Consider the following 15,455-nt stretch of genomic DNA (forward strand, 5'->3'; position numbering starts at 1 on the left):
ATATATGGAAATTTAAATTACAAATTATCATAACAAAGATCAGTTTGTTTAAATTACTTCCTACTAATAAATAAATTTACTAGTTTTGTAGGAGAAAAAATCAACGAAAGACATAAGTTTTTAGTCATCGAAAAATATTTCCCCCTTCTAAACTCTGCAAAAGCTAATACAGCATGATGTCTCATTTTTATATACCTTTGCTCTTTTTTTGTTAATATATCAAAATATTTCTTTTTATACTCAAATAGTACATTCTCACCTAATACTTTCCCATCTCCACTAGATAAGCCGTCTGTCTCACTATGTACATAAGCTTTAACCTCACATCCAGGTAAATAACTAAAAATCCCTTTACCCTCTATTGCCTTCTGCATCAAATAAAACTCATCTCCAACGTTAATAGGCGAAAACATTCCAATGTTTAGCAAGTACATTTTCTTGAACATCATGACATCTGTTCCTGTCATATGATATAACAGGTGATATATTATCAGACTATCCGATGACAAATCTTTAATATAGTCTCTACGACGTTTTTCAATTAGATTACCGTTTTCATCATAGAGCCATAAATCTGTAAGTGAAAAATCTGAGCCTTCTTGAATCATATGTTCCAATTGTTTCTTTACTTTGTCGGGTAAATAAAGATCATCATCATCTAAAAAAGTTACATACTCTCCTGTAGCTATCTCAATCCCAATATTTCTAGTTTCTGCAGACCCTTTATTATTATTGTTTTTGATATAGATAATTTCGATACCATCCGAGGTCTCGATATCATTAACAATATTTTCAACTGTTTCATTCCAATTTATATCAGCATTGTCATCAACTACGATTATCTCAATATTCGAGTAAGTCTGTGTAATCAAAGATTGTAAGGCTTTTCTCAATGTTTCATTTCGCCTATAAGTTGCTACAATTATAGATACCTTGGGGGAGGTATATGATGACAAACCTTTCTCATTATGAATCTTAATTGTAATGTTCATTTTACCCCCTACTATCTCACTGACTCTTTATCAGCATTTTTCGCCCAAGTCCCACCTTCAATAACCCCTTCACTACTAAGAACACTAAAAACCGTCCCAAAGAAACATCTAACATCCATCAAGAACCCAATCTTCTCAGTATATTCTCCATCCAACCTAGCCTTACTATCAATCGCCAGCTCATCCCGCCCATTAATCTGCGCCCAGCCAGTCAGCCCAGGCTTGATATCATTAGCCCCGAACTTATCACGTTCAGCAATCAAATCATACTGATTCCACAATGCAGGACGAGGTCCAATGATACTCATTTCACCTTTAAGGATATTAATAATTTGTGGTAGCTCGTCCAAGCTTGTTTTTCTTAGGAACTTCCCTACCTTTGTGATAAAGAAGTCAGGATCTTGTAGCAGATGAGTGGGCATATCCTGAGGGGCATCCGTTCTCATCGTTCTAAATTTAAGGATGTAGAATTCCGATTTATTTTTACCTAATCGCTTTTGTTTAAATAGGATAGGACCTTTAGAGCTTGTCTTAATCGCGATAGCAATGATCAAGAAGACAGGCCATAACACTATCATCCCGATTAAAGCAAGCAGAAAATCAATGGTTTGTTTCATGTAAACATAAGGTCTCATAAATTCACCTGATCCTTTAAGTTACTTTTTTCAATCTATGTACATCATCTCTATGTCAGAAAGACATAGAGATGATCGTCTTATCTTGTTTAGTTTTTCATTGCCTCAGCCGCATTTTTCCCTGACTGAAGCGTCGCTTCAAATTCACTTCTATACTGGCTAATAATCTCCGTACTATATCCGTTGCTGTTCAGTTTTTGTTCAGTATCAGCAACTATACTATTGAAGCTAGCAGTAAATGAGGCTAATTGTTGCAACCCTTTTTCTTTAATACTTTTCTTGCTCGCCTCATCTGTCGCTGCAAGATACTCAAACCCAATACTCATTAATGTCGATTGACTTTGATTTTTAAGTGCAATAAGTTTGGCCTCTGTATCACTAGTGATAGTTTCATAGGAAACTTTTCCTGTTCCTGCAGAACCACCACCTGCTGCACCTGCTGCACCTGTTGTATCCGTTGGTGTTGACGCTGGTGTTGCTACTGGAGTTGAGTCTTTTTCATTGTTACCTTTCGAATCGTTATTCGATTGTTCTTGATAAGCCTTTGAAGTAGCAGTAATGGTTTTCGTCTTCTGATCCCAACTAATGTTATGACCTACAGATTCCGATAAAAAACGTAGGGGTACATATAAAGAGCCATTCAAGATAAAGCTGGATTGCCCCGTAGGTAATGCCTTGGTTGCACCGTTAAATACATAACTTGCCTTAACTTGATTGAGTACAAGAATCTTAGATACTGCTGAAGCACTATTCCCGTTGCTTGCATTCATTAGGTAATCTTTAATTACTACTAGCTCTGAACTGTTAGGCTCCGCTACAGTAACTTTAACGTTTTTAGCATCCCAAGCTACACTCTTTTGCAACGCATATGACATAAAGCGTAATGGAACATAAGTTGTATTGTTGTACATGAATACATATTGACCTGCAGGGGTCCCAATACTTGCTCCATCAAAAATCATTTTCACGTTCATGCTCTGCACTTTAATCGTAGAGTTTGCAGCCTTAGTTGTTGCACTTGGTACTGCCGCTGCTGATACGGAAATAGGAGCGGATGCCGTTAAGGGTGCTAACCCTATTGAAGCTATTAACGATAGAGCTATGACTGGTAGCGTTACTTTAGACATACTTATTCACTTCCCTTTTCTTTCGCTTTTGATTATTCTTGTTCTTTCAGGATTTGATCACGAGTCTTCCCTTGACTAATACCATATTTCTTAGCAACCTGTGAAAGCTCATTGTATTGTTCTTCGGAAACTTTACCAAGGATGATACTGCGTGCTTCCCGCTTCTCGTCAATGGTTAAGCCACCTTTGGCCAAATCTTTTAACCGATTAATATCGGATACACTTAGTTGACCGAGCACAATAGCAGCTACGTCTGCTTTATCCTTCATAGTTACATTATCCTGAATTTCTTTAGCTTTATCTGTTGAAACCTGTGCAGTATAGCCATCTGAAGAGGTATCTTTTTGATCTGTTGATGGAGCTTTCGTAGGTTTACTAGTAGTAGAAGCTGTTGTATCTTTTCCAGTTTCCTCAGTATCTTTGCTTCCATCATCATCTGTTGATGGAGCAGGTGTTGCAGAAGCTACAGGTTCGACCTTACCATCTGCTACTGTGTCTTCAGGTGCAGTTCCTTGATCTTGACCACCACTAACTTGATCCTCAGACTCCAGATCAAAACCATCCACCATAGAATTCATCAGCTTATCGACCGCATAATTCGCAGCGAACAAACCACCAACACCCAGAACTACAATGACTGACAGCGTCCATAAAAGGATCTTTTTCCATCGTTTATTGAACACTTATGTATCCCCCTTTATGAATGATTTAGCTGATAGCAACTTGGGCAACGGGCTGCATCGGTACAATCTGATTGATTATTTCGCGAATAACTTCAGGTTCTTCAGCGAGAACACGTTCCAAACGTTTGAATTCCAGTTCTAGCTGATTCAGACTTATCACATTAGGTCTACCGATAAAGATTCTTCCGTGATCTGTAGAGCCTAAATTCTCTTCATCTGTTAACAGTTCTTCATATAACTTCTCGCCCTCACGAATACCGGAGAACTGAATATCAATATCCCTATAAGGTTCATAACCAGAGAGCGTAATCAAATCTTCCGCTAACGTTAGAATCTTTACGGGTTCTCCCATATCCAGAATGAACACTTCGCCACCTTTGGCAAAAGAACCCGACTGGATTACAAGCTGAACAGCTTCTGGAATCGTCATAAAATAACGGACCATTTCTGGATGAGTAACAGTAACCGGACCACCAGCAGCAATCTGCTCTTTAAAAGCCGGGATTACACTGCCACGACTGCCAAGCACGTTCCCAAAACGCACGGCTGAGAACTTCGTTCTACTTGTGGTATGCAGACTTTGCACATACATTTCTGCAATACGCTTAGTTGCACCCATCACACTCGTTGGGTTAACTGCTTTATCCGAAGAGATCATCACAAATCTCTCCGCACCATATTTATCTGCACAATCCGCAACATTCCTTGTTCCGAAGACATTATTCTTAATGGCTTCGGAAGGGTTCCGCTCCATCAATGGAACGTGTTTATGTGCTGCCGCATGAAAGACAACATGTGGCTTATGGCTGCTGAATATGTCCATCATCCGACTGCGGTCCTGTACATCCGCGATTACGGTAACAATATTCAGATCCGGAAACTTCTTACGAAGCTCCATTTCAATCGTATAAATGCTGTTCTCTCCGTGTCCAAGTAACATTAGCTTGTCGGGACCAAATGGTGCAATCTGCCGACATAGCTCTGAGCCAATAGATCCACCAGCCCCCGTAACTAACACAGTCTTGTGGTGTACATAACCTAGAATACTGTTCAAATCGGCTATAATCGGCTCACGGCCTAGTAAATCTTCAACGCTAACATCTCGCAGTTTCTTCACTGATATTTTCCCCGCGATCAGATCGTTAAGCGCCGGTATAATCTTAAGTTTGGCCCCTGTCTTCTTCGCCAGATTAATAATTTCAGAGATTTCAGTACGTGAAACGGATGGCATGGCGATAATAATCTCATGAATTTCCCGTTCTTTCACAATAGCGGGAATCGCGTAACGATTGCCTAAGACTGGCACACCCAATATAGACAAATGATATTTATTGATACTATCATCAATGAAACCTAATAGCTTGGTATGAGCAAAAGAAGGTCCCATCATTTCCCTGGCAATTAATATTCCGCAATCGCCTGCACCTACAATAAGTGTATGGGTCTGAGTGTCTTTGTAATTGATTCGATCATTATGGAGCACTCTCCACAAGAATCGAACCCCACCTACTAATAATAGAACAGTCTCCATGGTCCGAACTTCTATTGCAAAGGGCACTCTTTCTGGCAAAATAAAAAACGCCGATACAAATGAAAGTAATGATCCTACTACAATCGCTTTTGAAACGGATATGATCTCTCCGATGCTGGCATACTGCCACATTCTTCGGTATAGTCCGAAATAAATAAGACTTCCTCCAAATGCAAACGTTGCGATTAGACCAAATTGGAGCATTTGAACAAGATAGTCCTGAACCGGTTGGTTAGAGAACCGAAACAAATAGGATGTCACAATACTGAACCAGATGATCGTAAGGTCAATGAAGAACAAAAGAACCACTCTAGATTTCGCTGTCATTTTCAGTGCCTCCAAAAACAACATTATTGTTAAAGAACAAATCAATTTCCATAGTAGTAGTAATAGTAACCTTCGCTGGCTTTACGTTTTACATTATTAAGAACCACGCCAAGCATTTTTGCACCTACACGATCAAGGTTAGCTTTAGCTTTTACAGCAATATCCCGCTTTACCTTGCCATAGCTGACAACCATAATGACACCATCACTCTTGGAAGCCATAATCTGTGCATCTGTAACCGCAAGTAACGGTGGAGTATCAATAAGAACGACATCATAACGCTGGCGCAAATCCTGCAAAAGAGTACTCATCCGATTAGAAGCCATCATTTCTGCTGGATTTGGAGGAATCGGTCCTGAGGTCATGATGGAAAGATTGGAAACACCAGAATCTTGGACAGTATCCTGAAGAACCGCCTGCTGCGACAGTAGTGAAGATAGCCCAAATCGGTTACTAAGCGAAAAAGTCTTATGTGCTGTCGGTTTCCGCAAATCCGCGTCAATCAACAATACCTTCTTGTCTGCCTGTGCATAAGCCGCAGCTAAATTAGCAGAAACTGTTGATTTACCTTCTTCCGGTCCGGACGAAGTTACCATGATTACTTGAATAGTCTCATCCACAGAGGAAAAATCAATATTCGTGCGTAGCGCACGAAACGCTTCGGATACAGGGGAGCGTGGGTTCGTAACGGTAATCAGATGGCGTTGTTTATTTGGAAGCTGTGACATGTTCGAGGTCCCCCGCCTTTCTGGATGTTGACGTCTGTGGTTGTGCTGCGCCTTGTTTACTTTCCTCTTGACCCAATCTTGTGATCATAGCTATCGTAGGCAGTCCAAGATATTTTTCAATATCAGCTTCTGTTTTCAGCGTGTCATCCATATATTCCAGCAGGAAAGCAATCCCTAAGCCAATCATCAAGGATACGATGAAAGCAATAGCCATGTTCAGTAAAACATTCGGTTCTACCGGACCTGGCTCAACAAGCGGATTCACTTTGGCTTCATTCAGAATGGATACGTTCTCCACGTTAAATAGACTAGGAATCTCGTCCTTGAATACAAGTGAAATGGCATTCACGATTTCAGCAGCTCGCTGATAAGAATTATCTCGAACGACAAGTGTCATCACCTGCGTATTATTTACAGAACTCACATTAACCTTTTTCAATAGCTCTTCCGCTGTAATATTGAATTGCGGATAATCCTTTGTAACAATATCAAGGATGGCTGGAGTCTTAATAATTTCCTTATACGTATTAATTAATTGAATATTTGTATTAATCTGGTTTAAATCAAGTTGCCCCGCCGCAGACTGCGTCGGTGTTTGGTTAACAATAATCTTCGTGGATGCCTCATACACTGGGTTTTTAATATACAAACTGTATACACCAGTAATACCGCACACCAATACAACTATGCTAAATATCAGCCACAGTCTCTTCCTGACGATCTGAAAATAATCGCGAAGATCCAATTCTTGTGATGACAAGTGAAATTACCCCCAAGCTATTTCTGAAATATTTCGATGCCTGTTCAAATCTTCCCAATTTGCAAAAAAAGCGCCTCCTCTCACCTACATGAGAGGAGGCTGCATACTATATCTTTTATTTACTTAAAGTTAATAGTACGGTAGATAATTACTGCTGCTTCAGCACGAGTGGCCGTATCGTTCGGATTGAACTTACCAGCATTTCCGATAACCAAGTTATGATCTGCTGCGAATGCTACTCCATCTCTCAAAGATGCGCTGATCTTAGCAGCATCGGAGAATTGGCTAATTGCCGTTGCATTCGTTGTTGCAGCTGGATTGATAGATTTCACTGCGCGGGAGATCATCGTTGCCATCTCTGCACGTGTGATGGTTGCATTAGGATCGAACTTAGCCGCACTGCGTCCAGTAATGATTCCTTTTTCTGCTGCAACGGCTACATACGGTGCATACCAAGCAGTTGAACTTACATCGCTAAAGCTTTGTACGGCTGAATTGTTCTCCAGGTTAAGCGCACGAATCAGCATCTTAGCGAACTCTGCACGAGTTACATTGCTCTTCGGTGCGAATTTGCCTTCGCCTACGCCTTCAATCGCGCCTTTTGCAGCTACGACTTGAATTTGTTTACCAGCCCATGCTTGTACACTAGCAATATCCGTAAAGTTTACTTTATTCTCAAGCACTGCATAGGAAGAGAAAGTATCACGTGGTTCTACGATGAACTCTCCGTCAAGCACACCACCTTGGAATTGCAAGTTGCCGTATACAAGCTTAGCAACGGAAAGCAATTCTTTATCCAGACCATCTGTATTCTTGAGTGGTAATTTGATTGTAATTGGTTGTTTAAATGTGCTAGTTGCTACACCGTTCACACTAAGTGCGAATTCGTACACATCCGAAGCCAATTTCAATTTGGTAACGGAAGTTACAACTTCTGGTTTAGCAGTAGTTACTGTCAATGCGATAGCTGTGCTAAATTGGCTTACAGGAATCGTTACGGTTACGCCGTTGAAAGTTACTGCGATATTCGCAATACCTTTAGCTTTTGCAGCTTCAATAATTGCTTGGGAAAGTGGAACCTCAACTGTAGTAGCCTTTACTGTTCCCAAATTCAGAGTCAAAGTAAGACCAGTTTTACCAGGATTCGCTGCAACCAGCTTATCGAATTCTTTAATTACATCGGCGTCAACCAATTTCACAGTTGCTTTACCGTCAACAACACTTACGAGCTTGGATACGTCGTAGATTCCTGGAGTTGGAGCAGGAGTTACAGGAGTTGTAACATTTCCATTCCCACCATTGCTACCACCATTACCATTACCGTTACCGTTGCCGTTACCATTATCGCCCAATCCATAAGCTTTAACGTAAGCAAGTGCAAGTGATTTCGCCGCAGGCTTCGCGGATTTAATATTATTGTTCAGGTTTTTCAGTGTTTCCTTCACATCACTAGCAGTTACCCCAAGTTTGTCCAACGCTTGACTTACTGTGAGTGCTCCTGCTCCTGTTGTATGGCTCAATACTTTCGCAATAGCTTCATTCAACAAAGTATCGTAACCAGATTCGGATGTGAGAATTGCCAACAAATCTGCAGTTGACTTGCTGCTTACCAGATCACGAAGTTCTGTTTCAATGCTGCTCAAAAATTCAGAAACACTTTCAACAGTAAGTCCAGACACACCCGCTTTATTTGCAATTTTGCTCAGCAAAGCAATGTTTTTGTCGTCGTTACGGATAACTTGAATTCCGGAGAAGTCATTTTTATAGACATCATAGACTACACTAGTAACGCTTTGGAACAATTTAAGTGAGGTTTTTGTTTCTGCTTCATCCAGTGAAAGATTTTTCAGAATTGGATCAAAAACTTCTGCAAATTCTGCCTCACTCAGTGCTGCAACCTCAGTCTTCAAATTGTAGAGATAAACTGCATCTGTTGCGGACAATTGTTTGTAAACAGCAAGAACCTTATCCTTAACTGTTGTACTACTACTAACTGTAGCCGCCGACGCTGTACCTACCGCACCAAGGCTACCCAACGGAAGACCCGCTACGGATGCTGCTACCATACTTGCTGCCAATGTTGATACTACTAGTTTCTTTTTCAAAGTCACTAAATATCCACCTCTTTATATGTATTTAAATTCTTGTGTTACTATAGTCCTAGACTATTCGCCCATACCTACACTATTACGCATAGCATCGATTCACCCAATAAAACCCATTCTACCACTATTAGGTAGAATAGTCAGCCCTTTCGGGAAAAAAACCCAAACAATTTGTGTCTATTTCTCCTAATTTGTACGTGATTACCATGATTAACCTCACCATTTGCCACAATTTGCTGAGCATTCTCACGCATATAGTCGCGCATCTCAGGACCTAATTCTTTCTCTAAAACCACATAAGCAGCGTTTAATCCAAATGGACGATGAACACTGTCATGTGCATCAGAGGCCAACACATGTACTGCACTTCTACGACATAACTCCAGGGATAGCTTCTGAAGTTTATTCCCGAAGACGCCTGCAAGACTTTGTGCGGTTACCTGACCAAGTGATCCCAGCTCTATCAATCTTTCTAACTTAGAAGGATCGGCAGCTACTTCAGCATTGCGCTCCGGATGGGCGATGACCGGAACGAAACCTTGAATGATCAATTCGTGACAGATTTCTTCCATGTTGCGTGGGACTCGTGAGGAAGGCATTTCTAGCAAAATATACCGCGAGTCTGCAAGACTTAGCAGTTGCCCCCGCTCCAGATCATCCAGTAAATCTCCGTACACTCTGATTTCCTGACCTGGAAGAACAAGCAGTGGATTGCCATGCTGACGAAGTTTCTCATTCATCAGATCCACTGCTTCTCTTATACTGGGGGCGTTATTCATATATTGACCGTTGGCGTGATGTGGTGTGGCAATGACGGATGTGATCCCGTTCCGATAGGCGTCATGCGCCATGGCGAGAGCGGATTCCCAATCAGTAGCTCCGTCATCCATAAAGGGTAAGATGTGGCAATGGATATCTTTCATATGTTATCTATCGGTCCCTTCCCATAGAAAATTTAGTTTTACCAACAAAAAAATACAACCATTCCCAAAAGGAATGGTTGCTTGATTGTAAATGAGTTCTTGTCTTAAGCTTCAGTAGGTTCCTCATGCTGAGGTTCATTTGCAGCTATTTCAGCATCCTCAGAATCTGGCGTTTCATTCTTCGAGGAGAGAACATACCCGTCGATTAATCCCCAAAGTTCTTCTTTACCAAGGCCAATCTCTGAAGAGAATGGAATGAAATTATCCCCTGGCAGCACGCCAAGCTCCTGCTTCATGATCTTGATATGCTTTTGCCAGCGAGTCTTCGGAATCTTATCCGCCTTTGTCGCTACAACACACATAGGTAGATCATAATGCTTCAACCAGTCGAACATCATCTTATCATTACTGGTAGGCGGATGACGCAGATCCACGATGAGAAGAACAAGCTTCAACGTATCGCGCTCAGAGAGATATTTTTCCACCATCTTGCCCCATGTTGCACGTTGCGTCTTCGACACTTTAGCATATCCGTAACCTGGAAAGTCAACAAAATACATGTTGTCTTCATTGATACGGTAATAGTTCATATGCTGGGTCTTACCTGGGGTGGAGCTTGTCCGAGCCAGATTCTTGCGGTTAATCATTCGGTTAATGAGGGATGACTTCCCTACATTGGAGCGCCCTGCCAGAGCAACCTCTGGCAAAGCATCATCAGGGTATTGATCAGGGCCAACGGCACTGATTATAAATTCGGCAATATTAACTTTCATAGGACTTCCTTTCTAATGCACACTACTCGGTGGCTCACTGCTAATTTCATTATGATGCTCAACTAACGCATGATGCAAGACCTGATCCATGTTAGATACTGGTATGAACTCCACATCATTGCGTACGCTCTCTGGAATTTCTTTCAGATCACGTTCATTGTCTTTGGGAAGAAGGATTTTTTTATATCCAGCACGGTGTGCAGCTAAAGACTTCTCTTTCAGTCCACCGATCGGCAATACACGTCCACGTAGGGTGATCTCACCGGTCATGGCCACATCCTTCGAAACATAACGCTTCGTAAGTGCGGAGATCAAAGCGGTAGCAATCGTAATCCCTGCAGACGGGCCATCCTTCGGAATCGCACCTTCAGGAATGTGGATATGAATATCAATCTTCTCATAAAAATCGGGCTGGAGCCCCAGCTCCTCCGCCTTCGAACGTGTATAACTGAAAGCGGCCTGCGCCGACTCCTTCATTACATCGCCCAGTTGTCCAGTAAGTGTCAGCTTGCCCGTTCCCTGCACAACAGTCACTTCGATCAGCAGCGTATCGCCACCAACCTCAGTCCAGGCCAGTCCAGTTACTGTGCCAATCTGATCTTCAAGCTCCGCCATACCGTAACGGTATTTCGATGCACCTAGGTAATCCTTGATGTCATCCGGCAGAATGACTACACTTTCTTTTTCCTTGGACACAATCTGTTTCGCGGCTTTGCGGCATAACGCTGCAATCTGCTGCTCCAAATTACGCACACCGGATTCACGAGTATATTCACGCACGATACGTAATAAACTGTCGTCTTCAATGATCAGTTGGTCTTCTGCAAGACCATGGTTCTTCTTCTGCTTCGGCAAAAGATAACGGCTACCGATCTGCAATTTCTCCAGTTCCGTATAACCCGGAATGAATAACATTTCCATCCGGTCGAGTAGCGGACGCGGAATGTTATGCACTACATTCGCTGTAGTAACAAACATAACGTTTGATAAATCAAACGGCAACTCTACGAAATGGTCGCTGAATGTATTGTTCTGTTCTGGGTCCAGTACCTCAAGCAATGCGGAGGATGGGTCGCCACGGAAATCTGCAGCCATCTTATCAATCTCATCTAGCAGGATAACCGGATTAATCGTTCCTGCCGTCTTCATTCCTTGAATGATCCGGCCTGGCATCGCACCTACATAAGTCCGGCGATGACCACGGATTTCCGCTTCATCACGTACACCGCCAAGCGAAATGCGAACGAACTTACGATTAAGTGAACGGGCGATGGAACGGGCCAGTGAGGTTTTGCCTACACCCGGAGGCCCTACAAGGCATAGTATAGGACCTTTTAGCTTCTTCACCAGCTGCTGAACGGCTAAATATTCCAATACCCGTTCCTTTGGTTTTTCCAAACCGTAGTGGTCCTCATCGAGTACCAGTTCTGCCTTCTTGATGTCGAGGTCATCTTCTGTCTGCTCATTCCAAGGAAGGCCCAGCAGCCAATCCACATAATTGCGAATGACGCCACCTTCCGCTGAGCTCACTGGCATTTTTTCCAGACGATCGATTTCCTTCTCCATCTTCTCTTTCACGCGTTCCGGCAAATTCTTCTCTTCCATTAGATTCCGCAGTTCTTCCGCTTCTCCCACCCGACCTTCCTTCTCGCCGAGTTCTTTCTGGATCGCTTTCATTTGCTCACGCAAATAATATTCCTTCTGCGTCTTCTCCATCTGCTTCTTCACACGTTGATTGATCTTGCGTTCAAGCTCCAGCACTTCACGCTCATTATTAAGAATATCAAGAAGCTTCTCTAGCCGTTTACTAACATCAATCGTCTCTAGAATTTCTTGCTTATCCTTAATCTTTAGCGATAAATGACTCGTAATGACATCCGCAAGACGACCCGGCTCCTCAATATCGGATACAGCAGCCAGTGTCTCTGGTGTCACTTTTTTGGATAACGTTATATAGTGTTCGAACTGATTAAGTACTGTACGCATCAGCGCGTCACACTCTTGATCGCCATCTTCCTCTTCCGGTAGCTCGCGCGCCATAACCTCATAATACTCATCATTATCGATATAATTAATTATTTCGGCTCGTTCTACACCCTCAACCAGTACACGAATCGTACCGTTTGGCAGCTTCAGCATTTGCCGCACATTCGCGACAGTACCGACCCGAAAAATATCGTCCTGACCAGGCTCTTCAATATTCACTTCCGACTGTGAACACAGAAGAATTAAATTATCATCAACCATAGCTTTTTCTAGTGCCCGAACTGACTTCTCACGGCCCACATCCAAGTGAAGAACCATGCTTGGGTACACAAGAAGACCTCTTAGCGGTAATAAAGGAAAACGACGACCTTTTGTTTTATTTGTCATCATCGCTTTCGCACCTCCCATGGCTCTCAATTAATCTCATATGAATTCATTCTAACAAAAGCAGCCCCAAAACACCAACAAAGTACTTGCAATTTAAGAATAAACAACCTTATTATCCTTAAAAAACGGCAACGTTTCTCAAAGAAATGTAAGGATTATGGAAAGTGTGAATCTATATTTTTAAAAAAGGAAGCAGCAGACACGCCTGCAGCTCCCTTTATTTCACAGCAGCAAGTCTCGATTTACTTATCGAAACCATAACACACCTTAGCTTACATTTTAGGTAATAATTTAAGCTTAACCCTTTGCAGATTCTCCAGCAGCATCGGCCTTCAGGAGTGAAGGTGCTGCGGAGAAAAGCTCGCCAGCTACTGCAGGAAGCCTTACATCTGCTGTATCGGCACCAAACAGATGACGGAATACTTCTTCCACCGTTTCCATAGGAATGACACGTAGTGGGGCGAGGTCAGCGAATAGGGACTGCCAGTTTTCTTTTGGAATAAGCACCGTAGTAGCACCCGCCTGAAAAGCAGCCTCCACCTTCGCAATTACACCACCAACAGGCTTCACACGCCCATGTATGCCTATCTCACCAGTGATTGCTACAGTATTATCCACGGGAAGACCACGAATGGCGGAGACGATAGCAACTGCCATCGCAACCCCTGCTGAGGGTCCGTCAATGGGTGTTCCACCTGGAAAGTTTACATGCAGATCATATCGGTCCGGCTCCAGATTCATAGTGCGCAGAACGGTCAATACATTCTCAACCGAGCCTTTGGCCATGCTCTTTCTCCGAATCGTACGAGAACCTCCACCGATCTCTTCCTCATCTACCACTCCGGTTACGTTCAATCTGCCTTGACCGCTCTGCACAGGTGCTGCGGATACTTCGATCTCGAGCAAGGTACCCATTCCCGGTCCATACACGGCAAGTCCGTTAACCAAACCAATCTGCGGCGCCGAAGGAATTTTGCGTTCTGTCCGAAGTGGAAGCTGGCTGCTCCCTGCTACCCATTCTACATCAGCAGCACTTAGCGTATCTCTCTGCTCCGTTAGCGCTAATCCGGCAGCAAGCTGAATCATATTGACTGCCTCCCGGCCATTTGTTGCATATTGCTGCACAACAGTGACTGCTTCAGGGCTTGGCTTCAGTCCGATCTTCTGTATCGCTTCACGCGCGATGACCGCAATCTCATCCGGTAATAGCGGACGGAAATAAATCTCCATGCAGCGTGAACGCAGCGCGGGAGAAATCTCATCCGGGGAACGCGTAGTAGCGCCAACTAACCGGAAATCAGCGGGTAAGCCATTTTGAAAAATATCATGAATGTAAGCCGGAGTATTATTATCCTCCGAATTATAATATGCGCTCTCTAGCAGAACCTTCCGGTCCTCCAGCACCTTCAGCAGCTTATTCATCTGAATGGGGTGAAGCTCACCGATCTCATCCAGAAAAAGAATCCCGCCATGCGCTTTCGTCACCGCTCCCGGCTTCGGCTGTGGCACACCTGCCACGCCCATGGCTCCAGCACCCTGATAGATAGGATCATGCACCGATCCGATTAACGGGTCGGCAATACCACGCTCATCAAAACGAGCGGTCGTCGCATCAATTTCAGTGAATTTGGCGTCACCTTTAAAAGGGGAAAGGACATTTTTTTTCGCCTCTTCCATGACCACGCGCGCCGCTGCAGTCTTGCCGACTCCTGGCGGACCATAAATAATCACATGCTGCGGATTTGCACTACATAGTGCGGCCTTCAGGGCGCGGAGCCCGTCTTTTTGTCCGACAATATCTCCAATAGAAGCCGGCCTAGTTTTCTCCGACAATGGTTTGGTTAGTGAAATCATACGCATTTTCCGTAGTTTATCTAGTTCCTTACGCGACTCTCGGTCTACTGCCGTCTTGTTTGTCTTCTGACCCCGCAGCAGATTCCAAAAGTATACGCCGATAACCAGCGCGAAAAAGAGCTGCACGATCATCACAACTATACTTAATTCCATAGGTCATCCTCCTGTTTCGTTCAGTCTACCTTTCCACCTTTGGCTACTATTAGGTAGTATAGCCGTTTCGGTAATTAGTAAACGCACAATTGAGGATTTGTTGAATTGTTGGTGTAGGACAGTCGGTGAGTCCTGAGATTTAGTAACAAACTTGTTTGAATGGGGGAAGTAACTTGATTAGTCTGGGTTCCTCGGTAATGATAATTATTTTAATAAACTGAACTCACTAAGTACGTAAAGTAACCTTATTAATGTATTTCGCTAAATATCTACTCATTTGCTCAGTTATGACCCAATTAGTAAGAACTATAGGGAAAACCTCCCTATAGTTTGAAGAAAGTAGTCCCATTGAAGGGCTTATAGGGAATTCTGGACCTCTGTCAAGAAAGTGGACACCCATTATGCTGCCTTTCTCTTATTAAATTGCGCAGCAAACCGAACCGGTGAAAGGTAGCCTAGTGCACCGTGGATTCGTTTTCTATTGTAAAAAA

Annotated in this window: 12 protein-coding genes; all 12 read right to left on the bottom strand. The window is 43.0% G+C overall.

The window, feature by feature from the left end; all coding sequences use genetic code 11:
• Positions 1–53: 53 nt before the first annotated feature.
• The 12 genes from L1028_RS20975 to lonB all read right to left on the bottom strand — a co-directional run bounded on the left by L1028_RS20975 (position 54) and on the right by lonB (position 14,964).
• Complete coding sequence (locus tag L1028_RS20975; RefSeq protein WP_234539205.1) at positions 54–992, bottom strand: glycosyltransferase family 2 protein; 939 nt, start codon at positions 990–992, stop codon at positions 54–56.
• Between the two features lie 11 nt (positions 993–1,003).
• Complete coding sequence (locus L1028_RS20980; RefSeq protein WP_423803071.1) at positions 1,004–1,609, bottom strand: sugar transferase; 606 nt, start codon at positions 1,607–1,609, stop codon at positions 1,004–1,006.
• A 107-nt stretch (positions 1,610–1,716) separates the two neighbouring features.
• Positions 1,717–2,754 (bottom strand): stalk domain-containing protein, encoded by a 1,038-nt coding sequence (locus L1028_RS20985; RefSeq protein WP_234539209.1) that lies wholly within the window; start codon positions 2,752–2,754, stop codon positions 1,717–1,719.
• A gap of 32 nt (positions 2,755–2,786) precedes the next feature.
• Positions 2,787–3,437, bottom strand: a complete 651-nt coding sequence (locus L1028_RS20990) for a hypothetical protein (RefSeq protein ID WP_234539211.1) — start codon at positions 3,435–3,437, stop codon at positions 2,787–2,789.
• Positions 3,438–3,462: 25 nt separating this feature from the next.
• The gene (locus L1028_RS20995; RefSeq protein WP_234539213.1) at positions 3,463–5,295 is read right to left on the bottom strand and encodes a polysaccharide biosynthesis protein; all 1,833 of its coding nucleotides are present in this window, start codon (positions 5,293–5,295) and stop codon (positions 3,463–3,465) included.
• A gap of 41 nt (positions 5,296–5,336) precedes the next feature.
• The gene (locus L1028_RS21000) at positions 5,337–6,023 is read right to left on the bottom strand and encodes a CpsD/CapB family tyrosine-protein kinase (protein ID WP_234539215.1); all 687 of its coding nucleotides are present in this window, start codon (positions 6,021–6,023) and stop codon (positions 5,337–5,339) included.
• Entirely contained in the window at positions 6,004–6,783 is a 780-nt protein-coding gene (locus L1028_RS21005; protein ID WP_234539217.1) for a YveK family protein, read from the bottom strand. Before L1028_RS21005 ends, L1028_RS21000 begins: the two co-directional genes overlap by 20 nt.
• A 119-nt stretch (positions 6,784–6,902) precedes the next feature.
• Entirely contained in the window at positions 6,903–8,894 is a 1,992-nt protein-coding gene (locus L1028_RS21010; protein ID WP_234539219.1) for an S-layer homology domain-containing protein, read from the bottom strand.
• Between the two features lie 134 nt (positions 8,895–9,028).
• The gene (locus L1028_RS21015; protein WP_279306893.1) at positions 9,029–9,811 is read right to left on the bottom strand and encodes a tyrosine-protein phosphatase; all 783 of its coding nucleotides are present in this window, start codon (positions 9,809–9,811) and stop codon (positions 9,029–9,031) included.
• 104 nt (positions 9,812–9,915) lie between these two features.
• Positions 9,916–10,584: a ribosome biogenesis GTP-binding protein YihA/YsxC gene (gene yihA, locus L1028_RS21020; protein WP_234539224.1), complete on the bottom strand. Its 669-nt coding sequence runs from the start codon at positions 10,582–10,584 to the stop codon at positions 9,916–9,918.
• Positions 10,585–10,596: 12 nt separating this feature from the next.
• Positions 10,597–12,960: an endopeptidase La gene (gene lon / locus L1028_RS21025; protein WP_234539226.1), complete on the bottom strand. Its 2,364-nt coding sequence runs from the start codon at positions 12,958–12,960 to the stop codon at positions 10,597–10,599.
• 294 nt (positions 12,961–13,254) lie between these two features.
• On the bottom strand, positions 13,255–14,964 hold the full coding sequence (gene lonB / locus L1028_RS21030) for an ATP-dependent protease LonB (RefSeq protein WP_234539227.1): 1,710 nt from the start codon (positions 14,962–14,964) through the stop codon (positions 13,255–13,257).
• Positions 14,965–15,455 lie beyond the last annotated feature (491 nt).

The organism is Paenibacillus pseudetheri (assembly GCF_924513355.1).
Taxonomy (GTDB): domain Bacteria; phylum Bacillota; class Bacilli; order Paenibacillales; family Paenibacillaceae; genus Paenibacillus_AQ; species Paenibacillus_AQ pseudetheri.

Coding starts and splice junctions, on each gene's coding strand:
- L1028_RS20975 (WP_234539205.1), bottom strand. CDS start 992: ATGAACATTACAATTAAGATTCATAATGAGAAAGGTTTGTCATCATAT.
- L1028_RS20980 (WP_423803071.1), bottom strand. CDS start 1,609: ATGAAACAAACCATTGATTTTCTGCTTGCTTTAATCGGGATGATAGTG.
- L1028_RS20985 (WP_234539209.1), bottom strand. CDS start 2,754: ATGTCTAAAGTAACGCTACCAGTCATAGCTCTATCGTTAATAGCTTCA.
- L1028_RS20995 (WP_234539213.1), bottom strand. CDS start 5,295: ATGACAGCGAAATCTAGAGTGGTTCTTTTGTTCTTCATTGACCTTACG.
- L1028_RS21000 (WP_234539215.1), bottom strand. CDS start 6,023: ATGTCACAGCTTCCAAATAAACAACGCCATCTGATTACCGTTACGAAC.
- L1028_RS21015 (WP_279306893.1), bottom strand. CDS start 9,811: ATGAAAGATATCCATTGCCACATCTTACCCTTTATGGATGACGGAGCT.
- yihA (WP_234539224.1), bottom strand. CDS start 10,584: ATGAAAGTTAATATTGCCGAATTTATAATCAGTGCCGTTGGCCCTGAT.
- lon (WP_234539226.1), bottom strand. CDS start 12,960: ATGATGACAAATAAAACAAAAGGTCGTCGTTTTCCTTTATTACCGCTA.
- lonB (WP_234539227.1), bottom strand. CDS start 14,964: ATGGAATTAAGTATAGTTGTGATGATCGTGCAGCTCTTTTTCGCGCTG.